This window comes from Halorubrum distributum JCM 13561 (genome assembly GCF_000337395.1).
GTDB classification, from domain to species: domain Archaea; phylum Halobacteriota; class Halobacteria; order Halobacteriales; family Haloferacaceae; genus Halorubrum; species Halorubrum distributum.
This window is the reverse complement of the sequence record NZ_AOJF01000056.1, coordinates 20,810-43,673: the sequence shown is the minus strand read 5'-3', so window position 1 is coordinate 43,673 and position 22,864 is coordinate 20,810. Positions and strand designations below refer to the sequence as shown.

General features: G+C 70.5%; 27 protein-coding genes and 3 tRNA genes. 19 read left to right on the top strand and 11 right to left on the bottom strand.

Going from position 1 to position 22,864, the window contains the following annotated elements; all coding sequences use genetic code 11:
- Nucleotides 1-2 precede the first annotated feature (2 nt).
- Entirely contained in the window at nucleotides 3-1,082 is a 1,080-nt protein-coding gene (locus C470_RS13440; RefSeq protein ID WP_008367885.1) for a zinc-dependent alcohol dehydrogenase family protein, read from the bottom strand.
- 144 nt (nucleotides 1,083-1,226) lie between these two features.
- Between C470_RS13440 and C470_RS13435 the strand changes: the two genes are divergently transcribed.
- A complete protein-coding gene (locus C470_RS13435; protein ID WP_008367883.1) occupies nucleotides 1,227-2,363 on the top strand; it encodes a sensor histidine kinase in 1,137 nt (378 codons plus the stop codon).
- 144 nt (nucleotides 2,364-2,507) lie between these two features.
- On the opposite strand, the gene C470_RS13430 is transcribed toward C470_RS13435, so the two are convergent.
- Nucleotides 2,508-4,019, bottom strand: a complete 1,512-nt coding sequence (locus C470_RS13430; RefSeq protein ID WP_008367881.1) for a replication factor C large subunit — start codon at nucleotides 4,017-4,019, stop codon at nucleotides 2,508-2,510.
- Nucleotides 4,020-4,325: 306 nt separating this feature from the next.
- On the opposite strand from C470_RS13430, the gene C470_RS13425 reads away from it, so the two are divergent.
- Nucleotides 4,326-4,733: a type IV pilin gene (locus C470_RS13425; protein WP_049908745.1), complete on the top strand. Its 408-nt coding sequence runs from the start codon at nucleotides 4,326-4,328 to the stop codon at nucleotides 4,731-4,733.
- Between the two features lie 179 nt (nucleotides 4,734-4,912).
- On the opposite strand, the gene C470_RS13420 is transcribed toward C470_RS13425, so the two are convergent.
- The 6 genes from C470_RS13420 to C470_RS13395 form a co-directional block, all read right to left on the bottom strand.
- A tRNA-Pro gene (locus tag C470_RS13420) sits at nucleotides 4,913-4,983 on the bottom strand.
- A gap of 46 nt (nucleotides 4,984-5,029) precedes the next feature.
- Nucleotides 5,030-6,238, bottom strand: coding sequence for a succinylglutamate desuccinylase/aspartoacylase family protein (locus tag C470_RS13415; RefSeq protein ID WP_008367876.1), 1,209 nt, complete (start codon nucleotides 6,236-6,238; stop codon nucleotides 5,030-5,032).
- Nucleotides 6,239-6,261: 23 nt separating this feature from the next.
- Nucleotides 6,262-7,242: an RNA-guided pseudouridylation complex pseudouridine synthase subunit Cbf5 gene (locus tag C470_RS13410; RefSeq protein ID WP_008367874.1), complete on the bottom strand. Its 981-nt coding sequence runs from the start codon at nucleotides 7,240-7,242 to the stop codon at nucleotides 6,262-6,264.
- A gap of 21 nt (nucleotides 7,243-7,263) precedes the next feature.
- On the bottom strand, nucleotides 7,264-7,842 hold the full coding sequence (gene cmk, locus C470_RS13405) for a (d)CMP kinase (protein ID WP_004595249.1): 579 nt from the start codon (nucleotides 7,840-7,842) through the stop codon (nucleotides 7,264-7,266).
- Between the two features lie 84 nt (nucleotides 7,843-7,926).
- A complete protein-coding gene (locus C470_RS13400) occupies nucleotides 7,927-8,292 on the bottom strand; it encodes a hypothetical protein (protein ID WP_008367872.1) in 366 nt (121 codons plus the stop codon).
- Nucleotides 8,282-9,322: a zinc-binding dehydrogenase gene (locus tag C470_RS13395; RefSeq protein WP_007345846.1), complete on the bottom strand. Its 1,041-nt coding sequence runs from the start codon at nucleotides 9,320-9,322 to the stop codon at nucleotides 8,282-8,284. Before C470_RS13395 ends, C470_RS13400 begins: the two co-directional genes overlap by 11 nt.
- An 813-nt stretch (nucleotides 9,323-10,135) precedes the next feature.
- Between C470_RS13395 and C470_RS13390 the strand changes: the two genes are divergently transcribed.
- The 13 genes from C470_RS13390 to rpsB all read left to right on the top strand — a co-directional run bounded on the left by C470_RS13390 (nucleotide 10,136) and on the right by rpsB (nucleotide 16,373).
- Nucleotides 10,136-10,221, top strand: a tRNA-Ser gene (locus tag C470_RS13390).
- 56 nt (nucleotides 10,222-10,277) lie between these two features.
- Complete coding sequence (locus C470_RS13385) at nucleotides 10,278-10,799, top strand: 30S ribosomal protein S13 (RefSeq protein WP_004595252.1); 522 nt, start codon at nucleotides 10,278-10,280, stop codon at nucleotides 10,797-10,799.
- Nucleotides 10,796-11,323, top strand: coding sequence for a 30S ribosomal protein S4 (locus C470_RS13380; RefSeq protein WP_004595253.1), 528 nt, complete (start codon nucleotides 10,796-10,798; stop codon nucleotides 11,321-11,323). Before C470_RS13385 ends, C470_RS13380 begins: the two co-directional genes overlap by 4 nt.
- Before the next feature lie 6 nt (nucleotides 11,324-11,329).
- Nucleotides 11,330-11,722 carry a 30S ribosomal protein S11 gene (locus C470_RS13375; RefSeq protein WP_004595254.1) on the top strand — a complete coding sequence of 131 codons (393 nt, stop codon included), beginning with the start codon at nucleotides 11,330-11,332 and terminating at the stop codon, nucleotides 11,720-11,722.
- A gap of 1 nt (nucleotide 11,723) precedes the next feature.
- Nucleotides 11,724-12,476: a DNA-directed RNA polymerase subunit D gene (locus C470_RS13370; RefSeq protein WP_004595255.1), complete on the top strand. Its 753-nt coding sequence runs from the start codon at nucleotides 11,724-11,726 to the stop codon at nucleotides 12,474-12,476.
- Nucleotides 12,477-12,625: 149 nt separating this feature from the next.
- Nucleotides 12,626-12,710, top strand: a tRNA-Leu gene (locus C470_RS13365).
- Nucleotides 12,711-12,749: 39 nt separating this feature from the next.
- Nucleotides 12,750-13,103, top strand: a complete 354-nt coding sequence (locus C470_RS13360; protein ID WP_004595256.1) for a 50S ribosomal protein L18e — start codon at nucleotides 12,750-12,752, stop codon at nucleotides 13,101-13,103.
- On the top strand, nucleotides 13,100-13,549 hold the full coding sequence (locus C470_RS13355; RefSeq protein WP_008367868.1) for a 50S ribosomal protein L13: 450 nt from the start codon (nucleotides 13,100-13,102) through the stop codon (nucleotides 13,547-13,549). Before C470_RS13360 ends, C470_RS13355 begins: the two co-directional genes overlap by 4 nt.
- The gene (locus tag C470_RS13350) at nucleotides 13,543-13,941 is read left to right on the top strand and encodes a 30S ribosomal protein S9 (protein ID WP_004595258.1); all 399 of its coding nucleotides are present in this window, start codon (nucleotides 13,543-13,545) and stop codon (nucleotides 13,939-13,941) included. Before C470_RS13355 ends, C470_RS13350 begins: the two co-directional genes overlap by 7 nt.
- Nucleotides 13,942-13,953: 12 nt before the next feature.
- Nucleotides 13,954-14,148: a DNA-directed RNA polymerase subunit N gene (locus C470_RS13345; protein WP_006628058.1), complete on the top strand. Its 195-nt coding sequence runs from the start codon at nucleotides 13,954-13,956 to the stop codon at nucleotides 14,146-14,148.
- A gap of 2 nt (nucleotides 14,149-14,150) precedes the next feature.
- Complete coding sequence (locus C470_RS13340) at nucleotides 14,151-14,327, top strand: DNA-directed RNA polymerase subunit K (RefSeq protein WP_004595260.1); 177 nt, start codon at nucleotides 14,151-14,153, stop codon at nucleotides 14,325-14,327.
- Nucleotides 14,327-15,529, top strand: a complete 1,203-nt coding sequence (gene eno, locus C470_RS13335; protein ID WP_004595261.1) for a phosphopyruvate hydratase — start codon at nucleotides 14,327-14,329, stop codon at nucleotides 15,527-15,529. The genes C470_RS13340 and eno overlap by 1 nt, the downstream gene beginning before the upstream one ends.
- Before the next feature lie 16 nt (nucleotides 15,530-15,545).
- Nucleotides 15,546-16,373: a 30S ribosomal protein S2 gene (rpsB, locus tag C470_RS13330; protein ID WP_004595262.1), complete on the top strand. Its 828-nt coding sequence runs from the start codon at nucleotides 15,546-15,548 to the stop codon at nucleotides 16,371-16,373.
- Between the two features lie 86 nt (nucleotides 16,374-16,459).
- Here the strand turns inward: rpsB and C470_RS13325 are convergent, their stop codons facing one another.
- Nucleotides 16,460-16,810 carry a DUF4870 domain-containing protein gene (locus C470_RS13325; RefSeq protein ID WP_008367865.1) on the bottom strand — a complete coding sequence of 117 codons (351 nt, stop codon included), beginning with the start codon at nucleotides 16,808-16,810 and terminating at the stop codon, nucleotides 16,460-16,462.
- Nucleotides 16,811-16,895: 85 nt separating this feature from the next.
- Nucleotides 16,896-17,483: a mechanosensitive ion channel domain-containing protein gene (locus C470_RS13320; RefSeq protein ID WP_004595264.1), complete on the bottom strand. Its 588-nt coding sequence runs from the start codon at nucleotides 17,481-17,483 to the stop codon at nucleotides 16,896-16,898.
- 126 nt (nucleotides 17,484-17,609) lie between these two features.
- On the opposite strand from C470_RS13320, the gene mvk reads away from it, so the two are divergent.
- The 4 genes from mvk (at nucleotide 17,610) to C470_RS13300 (ending at nucleotide 20,872) form a co-directional block, all read left to right on the top strand.
- Nucleotides 17,610-18,626: a mevalonate kinase gene (gene mvk, locus C470_RS13315; RefSeq protein ID WP_008367863.1), complete on the top strand. Its 1,017-nt coding sequence runs from the start codon at nucleotides 17,610-17,612 to the stop codon at nucleotides 18,624-18,626.
- Nucleotides 18,623-19,426, top strand: a complete 804-nt coding sequence (locus C470_RS13310; RefSeq protein ID WP_008367861.1) for an isopentenyl phosphate kinase — start codon at nucleotides 18,623-18,625, stop codon at nucleotides 19,424-19,426. Before mvk ends, C470_RS13310 begins: the two co-directional genes overlap by 4 nt.
- A gap of 64 nt (nucleotides 19,427-19,490) precedes the next feature.
- Nucleotides 19,491-20,534: an Mrp/NBP35 family ATP-binding protein gene (locus C470_RS13305; RefSeq protein ID WP_004595267.1), complete on the top strand. Its 1,044-nt coding sequence runs from the start codon at nucleotides 19,491-19,493 to the stop codon at nucleotides 20,532-20,534.
- On the top strand, nucleotides 20,531-20,872 hold the full coding sequence (locus C470_RS13300; RefSeq protein WP_008367859.1) for a hypothetical protein: 342 nt from the start codon (nucleotides 20,531-20,533) through the stop codon (nucleotides 20,870-20,872). Before C470_RS13305 ends, C470_RS13300 begins: the two co-directional genes overlap by 4 nt.
- Before the next feature lie 39 nt (nucleotides 20,873-20,911).
- Here C470_RS13300 and C470_RS13295 read toward each other — a convergent pair whose 3' ends face one another.
- A complete protein-coding gene (locus tag C470_RS13295) occupies nucleotides 20,912-22,813 on the bottom strand; it encodes an aldehyde ferredoxin oxidoreductase family protein (RefSeq protein ID WP_008367857.1) in 1,902 nt (633 codons plus the stop codon).
- Between the last annotated feature and the right edge of the window lie 51 nt (nucleotides 22,814-22,864).

Below are 22,864 nucleotides of genomic sequence, written 5' to 3'. Positions count from 1 at the left end.
GGTCACCCCTCGAAGTCGGTGACGACCTCGACGCCCGTCGCCTCGTACTCGTCCATCGCGGCGAGCCGGTCGGAGACCTCCGACAGCGACAGCTCGCGGGCGACCAGGTCGCCGGGGTCGATCCCCGTCGCCTCGATCAGCGCGAACAGGTCCGGATAGCTCGTCGGTGGCATCCCGCGCGAGCCGACGAAGGAGATTTCCCACCGCGTCATCCAGTCCGTCGGCAGCGACACCTCGCCGCGCTCGGCGTCCGTCGTGAGCCCGACCTGGACGTGCGTGCCCCGCGGCCGCAGCGACCGGACGGAGTTGCGGCAGGTTTCAGCGATCCCCAAGGCGTCGAGCGAGACGTCGGCGCCGCCGTCGGTGAGGTCCCGGACTCGTTCGGGAACTGAGTCGTCCGCTTCCGGCAGCGACGCCGGGTTCACCGTCTCGGCCGCGCCGAACTCGGTCGCGAGCGCGAGGGCGTCGTCGTCGACGTCGACCGCGATCACGCGCGCGCCGAGCGCCGCCGCGATCTGGACCGCGGAGAGCCCGACGCCGCCGCAGCCGTGGACGGCGACGGCGTCGCCCCCGCCGACGGTCGTCCGCTCCGCGAGCGCGTGATAGGCGGTCATGTACCGACAGCCGAGCGCCGCGGCCGCGGTCGCGCCGAGCCACTCGGGGCGTTCGACGAGGTTGTAGTCGGCGGCCGGGACGGCCACCCGCTCCGCGAACGCGCCCGGCGCGGCGGCCTCGAACCCGAGCGCACGCCCGTCCTCGCAGACGTTGCCGGCCCCGCGGCGGCAGTGCGGACAGGTGCCGTCGCCGAGCGAGAAGGGGACGACCACGCGGTCGCCCGGGCGGAACCGGTCCACCTCGTCGCCGACGTCGACCACCTCGCCGGCCGGTTCGTGTCCGAGGACCTGGCCGCGCGGGACCCGGTCGTCCGCCCACTCGCCGTGGCCGGCCCACGCGTGCCAGTCGCTGCGGCAGACGCCGCAGGCGTCGACGCGGACGACGGCGCCGTCGGGGGCCGGTTCGGGGTCCGGGAGTTCGCGGACCGCGAGCGGCTCGCCGTACGCTCGGAGGATCGCTGCGCGCATACGCCGATCCATCGGCGGCCGCGACAAAGTACCCCCGGCATTCCCCCGTTCCACCGATTATTTCACACGATATTCAGTTGTTCTCAGCGCATGACAAGTGATATCCGAGTAAGGTTTATCATTGCCGAGTAACCTCGTTGACACGTGTCGCGTTCGACGAAACGGCGGCCCGGGATCGCGTACCGTCGCCCCGAGGGCGACCCTTCGCGGTTCGTGATCGAGGCGTCCGGTGAGCCACGGCCCGAGGTCGCGGAACGACCGGACGGCGGTTGGCTCGACCGCGTCGTCGGCGACGACCGGGAGCGGCTCCGCGAGGCGCTCGACTCGGACCCCGTCGACGTGGTGTATCGAGTCACGTCTGATGAGGGGCCGCGGTGGGTCCACGAGCGAGGACGGGCGACGGACGACGGCGCCGTCGTGGGGTACCTCTTTCTGGCGGACGAACGCGTTCAGCGACGGCGACGGCTGGAGCGACAGCGGGAACGGCTCGAGGAGTTCGCGAGCGTCGTCTCACACGACCTTCGGAACCCCCTCTCCGTCGCAGTCGGGAACATCGAACTGGCCGCCGAACTCGACGAGGATGCGTCGCCCGAGCGGCTGGACCGGGCCCTCGACGCGCTCGACCGGATGGACGACCTCATCGGCGAACTGCTGACGCTGGCGCGGGAGGGAGAGACGGTCCAGTCCGCCGAGCCGACGGAACTGCGGCCGGTCGTCGAGAGCGCGTGGGAGACCGTCGGTGAACGCGCAGACGCCGCCCTCGTCGTCGACGGCCCGCTCGGAACGGTCCCGTGCGACGCCGACAGGTTCCGGCAGGCCTTAGAGAACCTCTTCCGGAACGCCCTCGAACACGGGACGCCCGAGGACGTCGACGCGCTGCCCGGCTCGGACCCGGCCGGGAGCGGGTCCGGGGACCGGGCCGCGTCCGGCACGTTCTCGCCGCGCGAGGAGTTGTCGGGGGAGCGCGCCGCGGGAAACGCGGAGGACGCCGCGGTCCGCGTTCGCGTCGGGCGGACGGACGACGGGTTCTACGTCGCGGACGACGGCCCGGGGATCGACCCGGACCAGCGGGAGGCGGTCTTCGAGCCGGGGCACACGACCGCCCCGGGCGGGACCGGCTTCGGATTGGCAATAGTCGAGCGGATCGCGGAGGCTCACGGGTGGACGGTCTCGGCGGCCCGGAGCCGGGAGGGCGGCGCTCGGTTCGAGTTCGTCTGCGACGAGCCGGTCGAGACCGCGGAGCCGTCCGAGGGCGAGGCGAGTCGGACTCGCGGCGTCTGACCGTCCTGCCGGAACGCTCGTCCGGTACCGCGTCGCACCCCGACGGACACGGTGCCGGACGGAAAGCGGGTCGGAGAGAAGGGACCACCTGCGAACTCCGGAGCCGATCAGGAGCCGCTCCGCGGTGCGCGGCCGGGGAGCGACTCACATGAAGTCGTTCAGCCCGGCCTGATCGTCGTCGCCGTCGTCGTCTCCCGCGGCCGCGTCGTCTGAGCTTTCCCCGTCCACGGGGTCGTCGCGACCGGCACCGGCAGCGTCCGCGTCGGATCCGGCCGCGGCGGACCCGTCGTCGCTGTCGGCCGCCGCGTCGTCGCCGTCCGCGCGCCCTGCCGCGTCGAGGGCGAAGGCGCCGTCGGCGTGTTCCTCGATCAGCTCGTCGCGCCGCGCCTGCGCGTCCTCGACGATCGACGCCACCTTGTTCGTCGACTCGCCGGAGCCGGTAACGAAGGCGACGCCCTCTTCGTCGAGGTCGTAGGCGGCCGCCATCGCGACGGTCAGCTCGCGGGGCTTGCAGTGGTGGGTGACGGCCTGGAGGAACGGCAACACCTCGCGGCGAGCGGTCGCGACGCTACAGCCGCTCGCGGCCGCGATCTTCCCGACGACCTCGTCCGCGGTCGCGTCCGACGACGACCAGAACTGCGGGCGGCCGTACCGCGTCCACCCGCCCTTCTCGCCGTCGCGGGCCGCCGCGACGCCCGCGGCCGCGTTGTCGGTCGCGTAGCGCCAGTAGGAGTAGTTCTGCGTGGCGCGCACGCGGCCGAGCCACACGTCCGCGTTCGCGAGGAAGTCGTAGGCGCGGACCGCCTCCGCGGGCTCGTACACGTCGAGGAGGTTGTTCTCGATCCACCGCGCCAGGTCTTCGGGCGTCTCGTCGACGGCGTACGCCGACTGGAGCGCCTCCTCCGCGGACTCCTCCTTGAGGACCGCGTCGAGGAACGGGAACAGCCCCAGCGCCTTGTCGCGGTCGCCCGTTACCACGTCTTCGACCGTGATCGAGTCGCGCCCCTGCGTCGCGGCCTGGAGGTCGTTGATCGCGCCGCGGAGGTCGCCGCGGTTCCCCTCCGCGATCCGCTGGAGCGCGTCCGACTCGAACTCGATCCCCTCCTTGCGGCAGACGTCGCGGAGGACCGGGACGATGGAACGCGCGGAGACGTCGCGGAACTCGATCTCCTGAGTCGCGTTCCGGAGCCCGCGCGACATGTCGTAGAAGTCGTTGGCGATGAGCACGATGGGCTGGCCCGACTCCTTGACCAGCTTCGTGATCGCCGAGGCGCCGCCGCGGTCGTAGTTGCCGTGGATGTTGTCGGCCTCGTCGAGGATGACGAGCTGCCGGGAGGCGGTGTCGCCGCCGGCCGCGCCGCCGCCCGCCGCGCTCCCGCCGAGGGTGGCGTTGCGCGCGGCCCGTCCCGCGAACCGCTCGATGACGTCGGCGGTGCGCTGGTCGGAGGCGTTGAGCTCGACGGTCTCCCACCCCATGTCGTTCGCGAGCGCGTGCGCCGCGCTCGTCTTCCCGACGCCCGGGCTCCCGTGGAGGACGACCGCCTCGCGGTGGTCGTCCCACGAGCGGGCCCACTCCGCGAACGCGTCGCGGGCCTTGTCGTTGCCGCGCACCTCCGAGAGCGTGCTCGGGCGGTACTTCTCCGTCCAGTCGGCCATTATCGAAGCAAGGAGCGAGCCGCGTTTAGTGGTTGCGGAGCGGTGCCCGAGGTGATCGCGCGATCCAGACGCCTCACGCTACTTCCCCGAACCGGCGTCCGAGTCGGCGGTTTCGGGACGGCGTCCCGAGTAGGCGGGGGCTACGCGCTCAACTTTCGGCGCTGATATTCATGCCATTAAGTACATAAGCCCAGTCCTCATCTGTTTAGCTAACCAGCAACCGATCGGAACGGACCTGAGAGCCACTTCGACTATGGCACACGAGTCTCTCACTCCCGTTTCTCGGTGAACCGCTGGGTTCAAACAATGAAACCACAGAACCAATCCAACTCGGACGATCGCGCGGTGAGCCCCGTTATCGGGGTCATCCTGATGGTCGCGATCACAGTCATCCTGGCGGCCGTCATCGGGACGTTCGTCCTCGGACTCGGCGATCAGTTAGGGGACACCGCGCCGCAGGCGACTTTCACGATCGAGGGTAACGATACGACGAATATCACGGTGACCAAGACCGGCGGTCAGGCGATCGAGGGATCGGATCTCGTGGTCTCGGTCGACGGTGAGAGAGGAGGCGACTTCGGTGCGGGCCCCTGGCAGAGTGGAGAGCGGAGGAACGCAACCATCCCAGTTAGTCCCTCCGGAGACGCTACAGTTCGGATAATCCACGACCCGAGCGGGAACGCGATCTTCGAGGACACCTGGGACTTCAGCTAATCGGCTGATACAGCGTCTTTTCCCGCAGTTTTTGCTTGCTTTTGATCGGTGCTGGCGCCAAACCAGTGACAATGGTGAGTCGCAACGGTTTCGTGGATGTTATCGGATCGGTCGTTCCCTCGCGTCTACGAAACGAACAATCCCGGGACTACTAACGCTGGTTTCCGTAGAAATTGAAGTGGGACCGCTGAGAGTCGAACTCAGGTCATACGGACCCCATCCGCATAGGATACCACTACCCCACGGTCCCTGACTACACCCGGAAAAACGACGGTCCGGTAATTAAGGACTTCGCTTCACTCCTCGTCGGCGTCCCGCGGGACCACGAGGTCGCCGTCGTCCCGCACCGCGAGGCTGCCGATCGGGTCCCCCTCGTAGACGGCCAGCCCCTCGCACCGACCGAGGACGTACCCGTCGCTGTCGGCGCGGACCGTCGCGCGCTCCGCGCCCGCAGCGTCGACCACGCTCGCGAGCACGTCGCCCTCGGCGAACGCGTCGCCGGCCGCGACGCGGTGCCGGACGAGGCCGGAGTCGTCAGTCGTCGGCCCGCGGAAGCGCCGCACGGGGAACTCGACCGGAGCGGGATCGACGCCGACGCCGGGCTCGCCGACCGACTCGGGCACGTCGCCGGAGTCCAATAATCCGAGTTCGACCGCGACGCCGAAGGCGCCCGCGACGCCCGCGTCGAGGAGGGCGTCGTCGACGACGCTGTGGGCGCCCAGCTCCGCCGTGAACGCCGGTATCCCGGCCTCGTTGAGCACGGCGCCCGCGGTCGAGCGCTGAAGGTTCTCCTCGACGTACTCCGCGGCGGGGTACTCCCGGACGACCGGGAGGCCGAACGCGTCGACCAGCCGGCCGAGGTCCTCGGAGAGCGCGGCCGCCTCGGACTCGCTCCGGCGGTCGCCGTAGAGGACGCGGTCGCGGATGGCGAAGGGCTCGCTGCCGACGCCGGCGGTGTGGCAGTCGATCAGCGCGTCCGCGGCCGCGTTCGTCCCGACCGTCTCGACGGCGAACTGCCTCGAATCGTCCGCGGACTCGCCCGCGTCGTCGGGCACCTCACCCGTGATCGCGGCGTACAGGCGGGCGTCGATCCGCTCCTGGAGCTTCGGCGGGCGCGCCGACTCCGTGTCGGCGTCGGGGAAGTGACGGTTCGGGTCCTCGTCGGCGTAGTACGTCTCCCGTGCGTTCCGACGGAGTCCCGCGGGGGAGACCGCGGGCACCGCGACGACCGCGCCCGCGAGGTCGGCGAGGTAGTCGCCGAAGGCCGCGACCGCGTCCTGAACGACCGCGACGCCGGTCGCCTCGTCGCCGTGGACGCCGCCCGTGAGCCACAGCGTCGGTCCGGCTTCGGCGCCGTTCGCGACGACGACCGGGAGCCGCTCCGCGCCTCCGGTCGGGAGCTCCGCGACCGGGAGCCGGCCGCGGTCGAGCGTCCCCGGCGCGGCGCTCGCGCTTCCGAGTTCGATCCGTCCGCCCGCTTCCCCGTTCGCGTCCGACTCGTCCATACCCGAACCCGGGGATGGCGGAGTTATAAAAGAACGCGCTCTAGGGCGACGACCGTCCCGCTCTCGGCGTCCGGATCGCCGACGACCCGCCCGAGGCAGACCGCGACGCCGTCGGGCGTGAAACACGCGACGAGCGGCGGATCGTCGTCGCCGTCGCGGTCCGGCCGAGCGGCGGCGTCGTCGACGTCGATCACGCCGGGCGCGTACACGGGCGCGCCGGTCGCGACGCTGCGCGCGGCGGACCGCGCGACCGTCACCGCGGGGAGGTGTGTCAGGGCGTCCTCCGCCGGTCGGACCACCTCGCGGAGGAGCGTGTCGTCGCCGTCCTCGGCCCACGCGAGCGCGTCCACGAGGTCCTGAAGGGTGTGGAGGTCGCGGTCGTCGAACGGGTCGGTGGCGGTCCGGCGGAGGTGGCCCATGTGCGCGCCGACGCCGGTCGCGAGCCCGATGTCGTGGCACAGCTTTCGGACGTACGTCCCCGACTCGCAACGGATCCGGATGAGCGCCTGCCGGTCGTCGACCTCCAGCACGTCGAGGTCGTGGATCGTCCGCGTGCGGAGTCGACGGCTCACGGCGCTCTTCCGCGGCGGCTTCTGGTAGATCTCGCTCTCGAACTCCGCGACCACGTCCTCGAAGTCCGCCGGGGTCGAGCCGTGGATCTCCAGCACCGCGACGTACTCCTTGGTGCCCTCTAAGAACACCTGCGCCATGCGCGTCGCGTCGCCGGTCAGGGTGGGAAGGCAGCCGGTGACCTTCGGATCGAGCGTGCCCGAGTGGGCGACGCCGCCCGTGGGAGGGCCCTCGGAGTCGAGCGCGGCGAGCGTCTCGTCTATGGCGTCGCGAACCCACGCCGACACTTGGTGGGAGGAGGGGCCGGCCGGCTTATCGAGGTTGACGACGCCGAATCGGAGCAGCTCCGGCACCGAGCGCTCGCCGGGCGGCGCTCTGAGGGGCCCCTCGCCGTCGGCGGGAGCGTCGGCGTCGGCGTCGGAGGCGTCTGTCATGAGGTGTGCGGCGGGTGTGGCTCAGAAGTCGTAACTGACGCCCTCGACGGGCGCTTTCCCCTCGTCGTCGTCGGGATCGTACGCCTCGACGGTGGCGACGAGGACGTCGAGGAACCGTTCGGGGCCCCAGCGGGCGGTGTTGTACGCGGCGTCGTAGATCGAGAGGTCATCGATGTCGATGTCGTAGTACTCGCGGTACCGCTTGCGCTCGGAGGCCTCGCGTCGCTCCGTCTCCGTCGCCGCGCGGTCGACGGGCTTCGCCTCGCGCTCCGCGATCCGCTCCGCGCGGACCGACAGCGGCGCGTCGAACCAGAACCGGAAGTCGGCGTGGTCGGCCGCGAGCCACCCGGCGAGCCGCGATTCGAGGACGACGTCGTCGCGCTCGACCGCGATCTCGCGGAGCCGGCGGTCGAGGTCCCGGTCGATCTGGGGGTCCTCCTCGGCGAACTCGTTGAACTCGACGGGCGTCATGTCGCGTTCGGCCGCCATCTCGCGAAAGATGTCGCCGCCGGAGACGTGTCCGAGACCGAGCGCGTCCGCCAGCTGGACGGCGTTGGTGCTCTTCCCGCTCCCAGGCGGGCCGGAGACGGTGATCAACATATCACCACTGCGCGGGTGTCGTTCAAAACGGTTGTCGTTCGACGGCGCGACGGGGCGATCTGACCGGGGCGAAGCCGGCCGCGGTCAGGGCTCGCTATCGGCCGTCGCGGCCGTCATCGACCAGACCGCGACGAGGCCGAGGAGGAGCGCGGGGACGAGCGGGAGCGCGAGGTACGTCGCGAAGAAGGGGAGCCCGAACCAGCCCGCGGCGTACGGGTAGACGTAGATGATCCCCGGGATGACGAGCGCGCAGACGAAAATCGCCGCCGTCAGCGCCCACCCCTCGCGACCGAAACCGTCGGCGGTGGGTTCGTCGGTGGCCGACGCCGACGCTTCGGGGCCGGCGGCCCCCTCGCTCTCGCCGCCGTCGTCCTCCGGGACGTGGACGTAGCCGCCGTCGGTGGTGCCGTCAGCGGTCGCGTCCGCGCCGGCGTCGGTCTCAGAGCTCACTGTCGGGTTTAACCACCACTTTGCCAAAGCCCTCACGGTTCTCGATAATCTCGTGTGCGCGCGCGGCCTCGCTCATCGGCAGCACCTCGCGGACGCGCGGTTCGAAGGTGCCGTCCCAGACGAGGTCCAAGACCTCGTCGACCTCGCCCGGCGTCGCCATCGTCGAGCCGAGGACCGACAGCTGGTTCCAGAAGATGCGGTTGAGCCCGGCGCCCGGGTTCGGGCCGGTGGTCGCGCCGCAGGTGACGAGCCGGCCGCCCTTCGCCATCGACTTCAGTGAGTTCGGATACGTCGCCTCGCCGACGTGGTCGACGACGACGTCGACGCCGCGCTTGCCGGTGAGCGCGTCGATCTCCTCGGCGAAGTCGTTCGCCTCGTAGTCGATGACGTGGTCGGCGCCGCACTCCTCGGCGTGCGAGAGCTTCGCCTCGGTGGAGGCGGTCGCGAACACCTCACAGCCCGCGTGGTCGGCGATCTGGACCGCGGCGTGGCCGACGCCGCCGGAGGCGCCGAGGACGAGCACCTTCTCGCCCGCCTCGATGTCGGCGCGCGTCTGGAGCATGCGCCACGCGGTCTGGAAGACGAGCGACGCGGAGCCGGCGACCTCCCAGTCGACGCCGTCCGGGACCGGGACGAGGTTCTCGGCGGGAACCGCCGCCTTCTCGGCGTGGACGCCGCGGACGTGTTCGCCGATGATGTGGAAGGAGACGCACAGCGACTCCTCGCCGTTGCGGCAGAACTCGCAGTTCCCGCAGGAGACGCCCGCGCTCACGGCGACGTGGTCGCCCGGCTCGAACCGCGTCACGCCCTCGCCGACGGCCTCGACGACGCCCGCCGCGTCGCTGCCCGGGATGTGCGGCATCTCCAGGTCGATGCCGGGCATCCCGCGCCGCGTCCAGATGTCGAGGTGGTTCAAGGCGCCGGCCTTGACGTCGACGAGCACCTCGCCGCGGTCGGGCTCGGGGTCGGGGAACTCGCCGTACTCGATCACGTCGCGGTCGCCGTGGTCGGCGAACTGAACGGCTTGCATACGCGGACCCTCCCGCGGGACCCACTAAACAGTACGCCTCACGGAAACGGACGGCGCGTCTCGAGGGTAGCGGCCAGTTATAAATGACATTGCGGTGGCGCGTGCCGGCGAGCGGCCGGAGCGAAGCGGAGGCCGCGAGTCGCACGCGCGAGGGAGTCGGGCGCGCCGAGGGCGACCGAAGGGAGCCCGACGGACGCGCCCGACGAGGCTGGGGAGGCGTGAGGTGCCGTGCGGTCGCGGTCGGGTGGGACGCAAAGGGGCAGCCGCGAGGGCGAAGGTGCGCGACGTTCGCACCGAGGGAGCGAACGAAGTGAGCGACCGAGGCGCGTGGTTCGAGAGAGTGAAGCTCTCTCGTCATCCCGAAAATCGAAGATTTTCGGGCGACAGCGAGCGCACCGAGCCCTCGCGGCTGGGGCTTAGGCGGTGTTCACCGACGATCTGCGAGCAACCATTTATAAGCAAGCGGCTGGGGCTTAGGCGGTGTTCACCGCGAAGTCACGAGTTGTTTATAAATAACGCCGAAGCGCTCCGGCGCATCTGCTCCCGAAACGATCGAGAAGCGCTACTCGGTGACCAACTGTTTCAGCCGAGACAGCGTTTGAACAACGGGACACCAACAGCTCCACCTCGACGGATCCGACGCGTCCGCCGCGATCTCGTCGGACTCCGATACCACCCAAGCGACGACCGTGCGAGACCGCCACAGCGACCCGGGCGTTTCGTGATGTTTAAGTACCGAAAGCGGGAGCATACGAACGCACGAACTGCAGGGGCGTCGGGCCCCGAGTCCGAGAGGGCGATGATACAACGCGGGTTGCGGTAGCCAAGCCTGGCCCAAGGCGCAGGGTTGCTAACTCTGTGGCGTCACTGCCTCCGGGGTTCGAATCCCCGCCGCAACGCTCGAACGGACGAGTACCGCCGGATTCGCGCCGGTAGGGCTCACCACAACCAACACATGAGCACGGAAGAATCACAGGACGACTCGCCGGAGGAGGAGGAAGACCTCCAGTACTTCGTTCGGATCGGGGGCGCGGACCTCGACGGGACGAAGACGGTCGAGCGAAGCCTGTCCGAACTCGACGGCATCGGCACGCGCACGGCGCGGCTGGTCGCCGAGAAGGCCGACGTGGACCGAAACGCCACGTTCGGGCTCCTCGACGAGGATGACATCGACGCGGTGGTCGACATCGCCGAGAACCTCGAAGACCACGTCCCGTCGTGGATGACGAACCGACAGAACGACTTCTTCAGCGGAGAGACGACGCACCTCGTCGGCACGGACGTCAACGAGAAGCGCCGTCACGACATCAACCGCATGAAGATCATCGAATCGTACAAGGGCGTGCGCCACAAGCGCGGGCAGAAGGTCCGCGGCCAGCGCACCAAGTCCACGGGTCGCTCGGAGGGGACCATCGGGGTCAACGTCGAGGAGATCCGCGAGGAGATGGCGGACGACGAAGCGGGTGACGAGGAATGAGTACCGGCAAGAACACCAAGGGCTACGAGACGCCGAACCACCCGTACCAGGGCGAGCGCATCGCCGAGGAGTCCGACCTCCTCTCGCGGTACGGTCTGAAGAACAAAGAGGAGTTCTGGCGAGCGCAGTCCGAACTGCGTAACATGCGTCGAGAGGCCCGACGGCTCCTCGGCGAGGCGCAGGGCGACGTCGACGCCGCCCAGGACGCCGGCGCGGAGTTCGTCGCACGGCTCCGCCGGATCGGCATCCTCGGCGACAACGACGACATCTCGACGGTCCTGTCGCTCGACGTGACGGACCTCCTGGAGCGCCGGCTCCAGACGATCGTCTACCGCCAGGGATTCGCCTCTTCGACCCAGCAGGCCCGCCAGTTCATCGTCCACGGCCACATCACCGTCAACGGCGCTCGCGTCACGCGCCCGTCGGTGAAGGTGGACGTCGACGACGAGGGCGCCATCGCCTTCGACGAGACGAGCCCGCTCGCGGACGATCTCCACCCCGAGCGCGCGGAGTCACAGGAGTAACCAACCATGAGTGAATCCGAGGACGGAGGAAAGTGGGGCATCGCCCACGTGTACGCGTCGTTCAACAACACGCTCATCACGGTCACCGACGAGACGGGCGCCGAGACGATCGCCAAGTCGTCCGGCGGCACCGTGGTGAAGCAGAACCGCGACGAGGCGTCGCCGTACGCCGCCATGCAGATGGCGGAGGTCGTCGCCGAGCGCGTCAAAGACGCCGGCCTGGAGGGCGTACACGTTCGCGTGCGCGGCCCCGGCGGCAACCTCAACAAGTCCACCGGTCCCGGTGCGCAGGCGACGATCCGCGCGCTCTCGCGTGCGGGCGTCGAGATCGGGCGCATCGAGGACGTCACGCCGATCCCGCACGACGGGACGAAGGCGCCGAAGAACAAGCGAGTCTGACATGACCGAAGACGAATTCGACGTCCAGTACGTCGAACGGGACGATCGCAGCGCGCGGGTGCTGATCCGCGGGCTCACGCCGGCGTTCGCCAACGGCATTCGCCGCGCGATGATCGCCGACGTCCCGACGTTCTCGATCGACACGGTCCGGTTCGTCGAGAACTCCTCGGTCATGTTCGACGAGATGATCGGCCTGCGTCTGGGGCTGGTGCCCCTGACGACGCCGCTCGACGACTTCGAACTCGGCGACGAGGTCACCCTCGCGCTCGACGTCGAAGGCCCGGCGACGGCGTACTCCGGCGACATCGAGAGCAGCGATCCGCTCGTCGAAGTCGCCGACGAGAACGTTCCGATCATCGAGCTGAAGGAGGGACAGCGGTTGGAGTTCGAGGCCGACGCGGTCCTCGACACCGGCAAGGAGCACGCCAAACACCAGGGCGGCGTCTCCGTCGGGTACCGTCACCTCCAGCGCGTCTCGGTCGAGGGCGACCGCGGCGAGTTCGACGACGACGAGCCGAACATCCTCCGCGGCGTCATCGAGACGCCGGACGGAGAGATCGAGCTCACCGACGAGTTCGACAACGACCTCTCGGAACGGTTCCCCGGGAAGGAGGTCGCGGTCGAGGACGTGCCGGGGGCGTTCGTCTTCCACATCGAGACGGACGGCTCGTTCGACGTCGAGGAACTGCTGCTCCGCGCCATCGACTCCATCGAGGAGCGCGCGGACGAACTACAGACGAAAGTCGCAGTATAAGGAAATGACGGCCCTTCGAACCAATCCCCTGACCGTCGCCCCCGCAGACAGCCGCGGCGCCGCTCCGACCGCCGGAGCGCCCGCGACCGACCGCGGGGACGCCGGGACCGAAAGTGGTTTGAAGGGAGCCGGAATACGATGGAGTGCACGCAGGGATAGCCAAGTCAGGCCAACGGCGCAGCGTTCAGGGCGCTGTCCTGTAGAGGTCCGCAGGTTCAAATCCTGCTCCCTGCACTCCGTTTTCCACGAACTCTCCGTTCAGGAGGGACAGCTATGAGTAGCAAGACGAACCCGAAACTACAGAACCTCATTGCCGATCTGAAGTCGGTCTCGCGTGACTCCGGTGCCAACGTGTGGCAGGACGTCGCCGACCGACTGGAGAAGCCACGGCGCACGCACGCTGAGGTCAACCTGGGCCGTATCGAACGATACGCGCAGGAAGACGAGACGGTCGTCGTCCCCGGCAAGGTGCTGGGCAGCGGTGTGCTCGAAACGAACGTTACCGTCGCCGCCGTCGACTTCTCCGGGACCGCCCGGACGAAGATCGACCAGGCCGGCGAAGCGGTGACGCTTGAACAGTACGTCGAACAGAACCCCGAAGGAAGCAACGTGCGGGTGATCCGATGAGCCTCGCGAAGATCGACGCGGACGTCGTCGTCGACGCCCGCGACTGTATCCTCGGTCGCGTCTCCTCCGAGGTCGCGCAGCGCGTCCTCGCCGGGGAGACCGTCGCCGTCGTCAACGCCGAGCGCGCCGTCATCACCGGCAACGAGGAGGCGACGATGGAGACGTATCACAAGCGCGCGGAGCTCGGCTCGGACAGCGGGCCCTACTACCCCAAGCGTCCGGACCGGATCTTCAAGCGCGCCATCCGCGGCATGCTGCCGTACAAGTCGGAGGACGGCCGCGAGGCGTTCTCGAACGTGCGCGTGTACGTCGGGAACCCCTACGAGCGCGACGAGGACGTCGAGAGCGTCGTTCTCGACGGTACCTCGCTCGACCGCCTCTCGAACATCAAATTCACCACGCTCGGGGAGATCTCCGAGTCTCTGGGAGCCAACGTCACATGGTAACGAACACCTCAGGCAAGAAGAAGACGGCCGTCGCCCGCGCCACCGTGCGCGAGGGCGAGGGCCGCGTGCGCATCAACTCCCAGCCAGTCGAGCTGGTCGAACCGGAGCAGGCGCGGCTCAAGATGCTGGAGCCGTTCCGCATCGCGGGCGAGGAGCTCCGCGACGGCGTCGACATCGACATCGACGTCGAGGGCGGCGGCTTCAGCGGGCAGGCGGACGCGACGCGGACCGCCATCGCCCGCGGCCTCGTCCAGCACCTCGGCGACGCCGAGCTGCGCGACGCGTACATGAACTTCGACCGCACCCTGCTGGTCAACGACGTGCGCCAGTCCGAACCCAAGAAGTGGGGCGGACCCGGCGCGCGCGCTCGCTACCAGAAGTCCTACCGCTGAGGTGATCCAGTCATGATGATCCCGGTCCGGTGTTTCACGTGCGGCAACGTCGTGGGTGAGCACTGGGAGGAGTTCAAAGAGCGGGCTCGCGAGGGCGACGAGGACCCCGGCGAGGTGCTCGACGACCTCGGGGTCGACCGGCACTGCTGCCGGCGCATGCTGGTCAGCCACCGCGACCTCGTCGACGTCGTCTCGCCGTACCAGTAACCATGTCAGAACAGCGATACAATCGATACGAGAAGGCACGCATCCTCGGCGCGCGAGCGCTACAGGTGTCCTACGGGGCGCCCGTGCTGATCGACACGGACCAGACGGAGCCGATCCTCGTCGCCGCGGAGGAGTACGACGCGGGCGCGCTCCCGTTCACCGTCCGGAGGGAAAGCTGATGACGCGGATCACCAGCGTCTCGCTCCGCCGCGTGCTCGACTCTCGGGGGAACCCGACGGTCGAGGCCGACGTGCTCACCGAGTCCGGCGGCTTCGGCCGCGGGGCGGCCCCCAGCGGGGCCTCGACGGGCGAGTACGAGGCGATCGAACTGCCCGCGAGCGAGTCGATCGCGAAGGCCCGCGAACACGCGGTGCCGCGCCTCGAAGGCGTCTACGCGGGCGACCAGCGCGCGGTCGACAACGCCTTACGCGCCGCCGACGGGACGGACGACTTCTCCGCCATCGGCGCCAACAGCGCGGTCGCCATCTCGATGGCGGCGGCGAAGGCGGCCGCCGACGTGCTGGGCGCGCCGCTGTACCAGCACCTCGGCGGCGCGTTCCGCGGCGAGAACTTCCCGATTCCGCTCGGCAACGTCGTCGGCGGCGGGGAGCACGCCAAGGAGGCGACCCACATCCAGGAGTTCCTCGCGGCGCCGGTCGGCGCGCCCAGCGTCTCGGAGGCCGTCTTCGCGAACGCCGCGGTCCACGCGGCGGTCGCGGACGTGCTCGACGAGCGCGGCGTCCCCGCGGCGAAGGGCGACGAGGGCGCGTGGGCGCCCCCCATCTCGGACGCGGACGCGTTCGAGGTCGTCGACGAGGCGGTCGACCGCGTCGAAGACGAGGTCGGGTTCGAGATCCGGTTCGGACTCGACATGGCCGCCGCCGAGCTGTACGACGACGACCGAGAGGCGTACGTGTACGGCGACGAGACGAAGTCGGCCGACGAGCAGATCGAGTACGTCGCCGGGCTCGTCGACGAGTACGACCTCGCGTACGTCGAGGACCCGCTCGACGAGAACGACTACGAGGCGTTCGCGGAGCTGACCGACCGGGTCGGCGACCGGACGCTGATCTGCGGCGACGACCTGTTCGTCACCAACGTCGAGCGGCTCCAGGACGGGATCGACGCGGGCGCGGCCAACAGCATCCTGATCAAGCCGAACCAGATCGGGACGCTGTCTGACGCGTTCGACGCCGTCGAGCTCGCCGCCCGCAACGGGTACGAGACGGTCATCTCCCACCGTTCGGGCGAGACCGAGGACACCACCATCGCACACCTCGCCGTGGCGACCGACGCCGGCTACATCAAGACCGGCACGGTCGGCGGCGAGCGCACCGCCAAGCTGAACGAACTGGTCCGCATCGCGGACGACGCGGTATGACGGGCCCACACCACGCATGAGCGAAGACAACGACGCGGTCGAACTCGACGACGACGCGGAGACCGAGGCGGTCGACGCGGCGGTCGAGGAGGAGGCCGACACGACCGAGGAACCGACCGCCGACGCGGGCGCCGAGGAGGCGTCCGCTGACGCCGAAACTGGGGCGTCCGCCGACGCCGAGAGCGAGGCCGCCGAGGCCGCGGAGGAGGCTGACGAAGAGGAGGACGCCTCCCCGTTCGACGACGACGTCATGCCCGACGACGACGTCGACCTGCTGATCCCCGTCGAGGACTACCTCTCCGCCGGTGTCCACATCGGGACCCAGCAGAAGACGGCGGACATGGAGCGGTTCATCCACCGCGTCCGCGACGACGGGCTGTACGTCCTCGACGTGAGCCTGACCGATCAGCGGATCCGCACGGCCGCGGACTTCCTCGCGAACTACGACCCCGAGCAGATCCTCGTCACGTCCTCGCGGCAGTACGGCCGGTTCCCGGCGGAGAAGTTCGCGGACGCCATCGGCGCCCGCGCCCGCACGGGACGGTTCATCCCGGGCACGCTGACGAACCCCGACTACGCCGGCTACATCGAGCCGGACGTCGTCGTGGTCACCGACCCGATCGGCGACGCGCAGGCCGTCAAGGAGGCCATCACCGTCGGCATCCCGGTGATCGCGATGTGCGACTCCAACAACCAGCTGTCGAACGTCGACCTCGTCATCCCGACGAACAACAAGGGGCGGCGCGCGCTGTCGGTCGTCTACTGGCTCCTCGCCAACGAGACGCTCGACCGCCGCGGCGCCGACACGGTGTTCGCCCTCGAAGACTTCGAGGACGAACTGTAGGCCGGTCGCTTTTTGCGTTCACGAACTACGTTTCGCTCGCTCATCCTCCGCGAGCGGCCGGTGTCTCGCTCCGAAAGAGCGCGGGCTCAGACGATGTCCGGCGTGTACGGGTACGAGTAGACCTGTCCGTCGTTGGCTTTCACGGTGGCGATGAGGACCAAGACGAGGTCGACGATCCCGATGATCGGGAACAGCAGGAGCCCGATGAACACGAAGCTCAGGACGCCCGCGATCATGAGGGAGACGAAGACGATTATCTGGAAGTTCAGCGAGTTCTTCGCGTTCTGTTTGACGAGTTCGTCGTCGTCGTCCGCGAGGACCAGGAACAGGATCGGTCCGAGGAAGGAGGCGAAGAGCGCCGACGCGTGCGCCAGCGCCGCCAGCGTCGTGTCGCCCTCGACGCGCTCGCCGCCGGGTTCGGTAGCGGGTGTTGACATAGCGAAAGTTGGGTTTCGTAGCTGATAGATAAGCTTTGGGAGACGGCTCCTCGCCCGGTGAGAGTCCGTCGACCGCCGCTCCCGATCAGTCGGCGGTCGAGGCCCCGTCGTCGGCCGTCGCGTCCTCTGCCGGCTCCTCGGGCACGTCGTGGGTCCAGCGCGGCTCGATCTCGCGGTTCGCCATCACGATCCGGTCGCCGGCGTCCGTGTCGATCCGCGTCTTCCGGAGCTCGATGGCGGCGACGGTGCCGGTGACGCCCTTCGCCTCGACGCGGTAGCCGACGTTGAAGTCCGGGTCGCGGAGGAGGTAGACGCCCGCCACCGTGTCCTCGATCATCTCGGAGAGCGCGTAGGAGACCCCGAGCGCGATGAAGCCGACGGCGGTGCCCAGGCTCGCCGCGATGTCGCCCATGCCGAGCACCTTGAGGAAGGTGAGCGCGACGCCGAACCAGAGGAAGATGGCCACGAGCGTGACGATTAGGTCGCCGACCAGTTCGCGGTCGCCGACGTACACACGCTCGATCGACGAGCGGACGAGCGCGAGGACGACTCGCACCGTCACGTACGCCAACGCGAGGAAGACCAACCCCGAGAGCAGGCGGGGGATCGCGACGGCCAACCCCTCGACGAAGTTCGTGAACGACTGTCGCAGAAGCGACGGAAGCGCGGTCATGGCGCGCACGAGGACGGCCGCCGGTGAAAAGCTGACGGGGGCAGGGCAGTCTCACGTTCCGGATCCCCGCCGCTCGCCCCGCCCACAAGCGCAACGCCTGTAAGCACGCGGGGAGAGGGAGTTCGTATGACCGTCTGTGAAGCGCCGGGGAAGGTGTACCTCTTCGGCGAACACGCCGTCGTCTACGGCGAGCCGGCCGTGCCGGCGGCCATCGAGCGACGCGCGACGGTGACCGCCGAGCCGCGCGAGGACGACCACGTGCGCGTCGAGGCCGAGGACCTCTCCCTGGACGGGTTCACGGTGGAGTACGCCGGCGGCACCGGCGACCGCCCCGACGTCGACGTGCCGACTCCGCTCGTCGAGGCTGCGATGGGATACGTCGACGCGGCCGTCGAGCAGGCGCGAGACGCCGCCGACGCGCCCGACGCGGGCTTCGACATCACCGTCGAGAGCGACATCCCGCTGGGCGCGGGATTGGGGTCGTCCGCGGCCGTGGTCGTCGCCGGTATCGACGCCGCGACCCGGGCGCTCGGCGAGCCGCTGGACCGCCGCGAGCTCGCCGACCGGGCGTACCGGGCCGAGTTCGAGGTCCAGGACGGACAGGCCTCCAGGGCCGACACCTTCTGTTCGACGATGGGCGGCGCGGTGCGGGTCGAGGGCGACGACTGCGAGCCGATCGACGCCCCGAACCTCCCGTTCGTCGTCGGCTTCGACGGCGGCGCGGGCGACACCGGCGAACTCGTCGCCGGCGTCCGCGCGCTGCGCGAAGAACACGAGTTCGCCGCGGACACGGTCGAATCCGTCGGCGACCTCGTCCGGGCCGGCGAGGGGCTGCTCGCCGACGCCGACCCGGAGAGCGACCCGGATCCGGCGCTGCTCGCGGAGCTGGGCGAGCTGATGGACTTCAACCACGGGCTGCTCGCCGCGCTCGGCGTCTCCGCCCGGTCGCTCGACGCGATGGTGTGGGCCGCGCGGGACGCGGGCGCACACGGCGCGAAGCTCACCGGCGCGGGCGGCGGCGGCTGCATCGTCGCGCTCGACGAGAGCGACGCGACGGAGACCGCGCTCTCGTTCACGCAGGGCTGCGAGGAGGCGTTCCGCGCCGAGCTGGCGACCGAGGGCGTCCGGGTGGTGGAGCCGTGACGGGCGGCGCGGCCGATCTCGACGCCGACGCCGCTGACGTCGCCGCACCCCCCGTCGTCCTCAAGCTCGGCGGGAGCCTGATCACGGAGAAGGGCCGCCCCGAGACGCTCGACGACGCGGCGCTCGACGCGGCCTGCGACGCCGTCGCCGGCGCGCTCGCGGCGGGCGACCTCGACCGGCTCGTCGTCGTCCACGGCGGCGGGAGCTTCGGCCACCACCACGCCAGCGAACACGGGGTCTCGACGACCGACGGGACGCGCGACGCGGACGCGGTGGCCGCGGTCCACGGCGCGATGAAGCGGTTGAACGCGCACGTGCTGGAGCGCCTCCGCGAGCGCGGCGTGCCGGTGGTGCCCGTCCACCCGCTGTCGCTCGCGGCGCGGTCACAGGGAGCTGACGGCGGGCTCGACCTCCCGCTCGGGTCGGTTGCGACGCTGCTCGGCGAGGGGTTCGTCCCGGTCCTCCACGGCGACGGGGTGGCGACTGCGCGCGACGGGGTGACGGTCGTCTCGGGCGACGAGCTGGTCGTCGAACTCGCCGCGGGGCTCGGCGCGCGCCGCGTGGGCGTCTGCTCGACGGTCCCCGGCGTCCTCGACGGCGAGGGGGACGTAATCGACGAGATCGACGCGTTCGACGCGGTCGCGGACGCGCTCGGCGCGAGCGACGCCACCGACGTTTCGGGAGGGATGGCCGCGAAGGTGCGGGAGCTGCTCGCGCTCGACGCGCCGGCGTACGTGTTCGGCGCGGAGGGACTGGCGCCGTTCCTGCGCGGCGAGGCCGCCGGGACGCGGATCGACTGACCGCCCACCGGAGGGCGGATCGGGTGACAGAACCCTTATTCGACCCACGGCCCTCCCCCCGAGCATGAACGAAGCGGACGTGCGGGAGCGGCTCGCGGACGTGCGGGACCCCGACCTCGGCGACGACATCGTCTCGCTCGGGCTGGTGAACGACGTCGAGGTCGACGAGGGCGCGGGGACGGTCCGCGTGTCGCTCGCGCTCGGCGCCCCCTTCTCGCCGAACGAGTCGGCCGTCGCGGACGACGTGCGCGAGGCGCTCGCGGACACCGGCCTCGACGTGGAGCTGTCGGCGTCGATCCCGGACGACCTCTCGGCGGACGAGCAGGTCCTTCCCGGCGTCCAGAACGTGATCGCGGTCGCCTCCGGGAAGGGCGGCGTCGGGAAGTCGACCGTGGCGGTGAACCTCGCCGCCGGGCTCTCCCAACTGGGCGCCCGCGTCGGCCTGTTCGACGCCGACGTGTACGGGCCGAACGTGCCCCGGATGGTGTCGGCCGAGGAGCGTCCCGAGACCGACGGCGAGACGATCGTTCCCCCCGAGCGGTTCGGGGTGAAGCTGATGAGCATGGACTTCCTCACCGGCGAGGACGACCCCGTCATCTGGCGCGGCCCGATGGTCCACAAGATCATCACCCAGCTCGTCGAGGACGTCGAGTGGGGCGAGCTCGACTACCTCGTGATGGACCTGCCGCCCGGCACCGGCGACACCCAGCTCACGATCCTCCAGACGCTCCCGCTGACGGGCGCCGTGATCGTCACGACGCCGCAGGACGTGGCGCTCGACGACGCGGTGAAGGGGCTCCGCATGTTCGGCAAACACGACACGAACGTCCTCGGCATCGCCGAGAACATGGCCGGCTTCCGCTGTCCGGACTGCGGCGGCTTCCACGAGATATTCGGCTCCGGCGGCGGGAAGGCGCTCGCGCAGGAGCACGACCTCCCGTTCCTCGGCGGGATCCCGCTCGACCCGGAGGTGCGCACCGGCGGCGACGACGGCGAGCCCGTCGTCTTGGAGGACGGCGAGACCGCGGACGCGTTCAAGGTGCTCGTCGAGAACGTCGCGAACAACGCCGGTGTCGTCCGGCGTCGGGGGGTGAGCGAGGGGCGATGACCGACGCCGGCGACGACGCCCCAGACGCCGAGGGGGGCGCCGAGGCGGGAGGTGCCGCCGCCGACCGCAAGGACCCCCTCGCCGCCGCGGGCGTCGATCCGGTGGTACCGGACGAGGCGTCGGACGCGGAGTTCGCCGCGGACGACGAAGTGCGGGAGTTCCTCCGCGACGTGGCCGAGGACGTTCGGGGAGACAGCTCGGAGAGCAAGCAGCTCTCGGCGGTCCTCTACCGCGTCTCGGACCTGTACGACGACGAGGAGGAGACGTCCCCGGAGGAGATCTATCTCAACGTTCGGCACATCATGCGGATCAAAGCCGAGGGCGGACTGCGACGCTGAGGCGTCCGCGTCGGCCGGAGAGCACGGTTTTTCCGCCCGTCAGTCGTCGGACTCGGCCGCCGCGACGGGGTCGATCGGGCGTTCGTCCAGCGGGGTCGCGTCGTCGACGACGCCGGCGAGTCCGAGCCGGTCGAGCGTCGCTGGCGTCGGGAGCCCGCGGTCTCCCCACCCTCGTGCCGCGTAGTAGCGGTCCAGCAGGCGGTCGAACGCCTCGACGTCGACGCCGGGCGTGCCGTCGGCCGCGGCGGTGCGCAGCGGGGCGGGGAGCGCGTCGTCCGCGCGGTCGAACCCCTCGCGGGCGTTGAACAGCCGCGTGAGCGTCCAGATGCGCTCGCCGGTCGCCGCGAGCGCGTCGACCGGTTCGTCCGGCGTGGCGGGGTCGGTTCCGCTGTCGACGCCGGCGTCGGTCCCGTCCCCGTCGCGGTCGACGTCGGCGACCGCGGGATGGTCGACCGCCGCGAGCCACTCCGCGCCGAGGTCGGTCCAGACCGCCTCGCCGACGAAGTCGTCGACGACGAGGCTCCAGAGGACGGAGCGAGCGTTCTGCTCGCCGACCACGTCGCGGACCCGGTCTGCGGGGGACCGGTCCGGCCGGGCGAGGGGCTCGCTGTCCTGCGGCCGCGCGCGGCGGTGGCACGCGCCGCGGTCGCTCGTCGCGTACGCGAGCGCGACGCCGACCGCCGCGCGGGGGTCGAAGCCCGGCAGCGCCATCGACTTCACCGTCGGCACGAGTCCCGCGCCGCCGAACCGTTCGACCGCGGCGTCGATACCGTCCGCGAGCGCGTCCGGCAGGTCGGGATCGACGTCGAGATCCGGCGGCGCCTCGCGGGCCGCGATCGCCTCCAAGAGGCGCTCGGCGCCGTCGGCGTCGCCGAACGAGACCGGACAGTCGACGATCCCCGCCTCGCCGGCGCGGACCGCCCACGCGACCGCGTTGCCCGCGCCGATCACGTCGAGGCCGAGCCGGTCGCAGACCCCGCAGAGGTCGACGACGCGGTCGAAGTCGTCGATGCCGAGGCCCGCGCCGAGCGTGATCGGCGCCGCGCCGCGGGGGACCACCTCGCCGTCGGCCGTGTCGATCCGGAAGCCGCCGGGGACGTCCGAGCCTTCCCCTTCGCGCCCCGACGAGCGCTCCAGGGCGGCCTCGACGCCGATGTCGTCGGCGCCGTCGAAGCCGGTCCCCGTCCACCCCTCCGCCGCGAGGATCCCGACCTCGTTGGCGTAGTCGACCGTCTCGACCGTCTCGCCGGCCGCCTGCCACTCGCCGGTCGGCTCGTCGCCGTAGGCCGCGACGTCGCGGTCGCGGAGCGCGGCGAGGTCGTCCGGAACCGTCGGCGAGGGGTCGCGAGCGACGACCGATTTGAGGCGCTTCGCGCCCATCACGGCTCCGGCGCCGCCGCGGCCCGCGTGGTGGGCGCCGCCGCCGCTCGCGATCGTCGCGTACGCCGCCTCGCGCTCGCCGGCGGGGCCGACGCAGGCGACCCCGGCGTCAGGGAACCGCTCGGCCGTCTCGGCAGCGTCGTCGCCCCACGCGTCGGTCGGCTCGATCCGGGCGCGGCCGCCCTCGACCTCGATCCGGACCGGTCGGTCGGCGGCGCCCGTCACGAGCAGCCCGAGGCAGTCTGCGAGCGACCCCGCGAGGCGGTCGGCGAAGTCGCCGCCTGCGTAGGAGTCGAGGAAGCCGCCGGTGAGCGGAGACTTCGTCACCGCGGCGTAGCGCGTCTCTCCCGGGAGGTAGCCCGCGAGCGGCCCGACGAAAAGCGCGAGGCAGTTCTCCGGGGCAGTCGGGTCCGTTCCCGGCGACAGCTCCTCGTAGAGGTAGCGCGCTCCGAGCCCCTTCCCGCCGACGTAGTCGCGTCGCCACTCCCGCGGGACGGGCTCGCGGGCGGTCTCGCCCGTCGAGAGGTCGACGCGGAGGACCCGAGTGCGGCGCCGACTCATTCAGCCACTCTGCGCGGCGGAGACGTATCAATCTGTTCGCCGCTGGGGTCG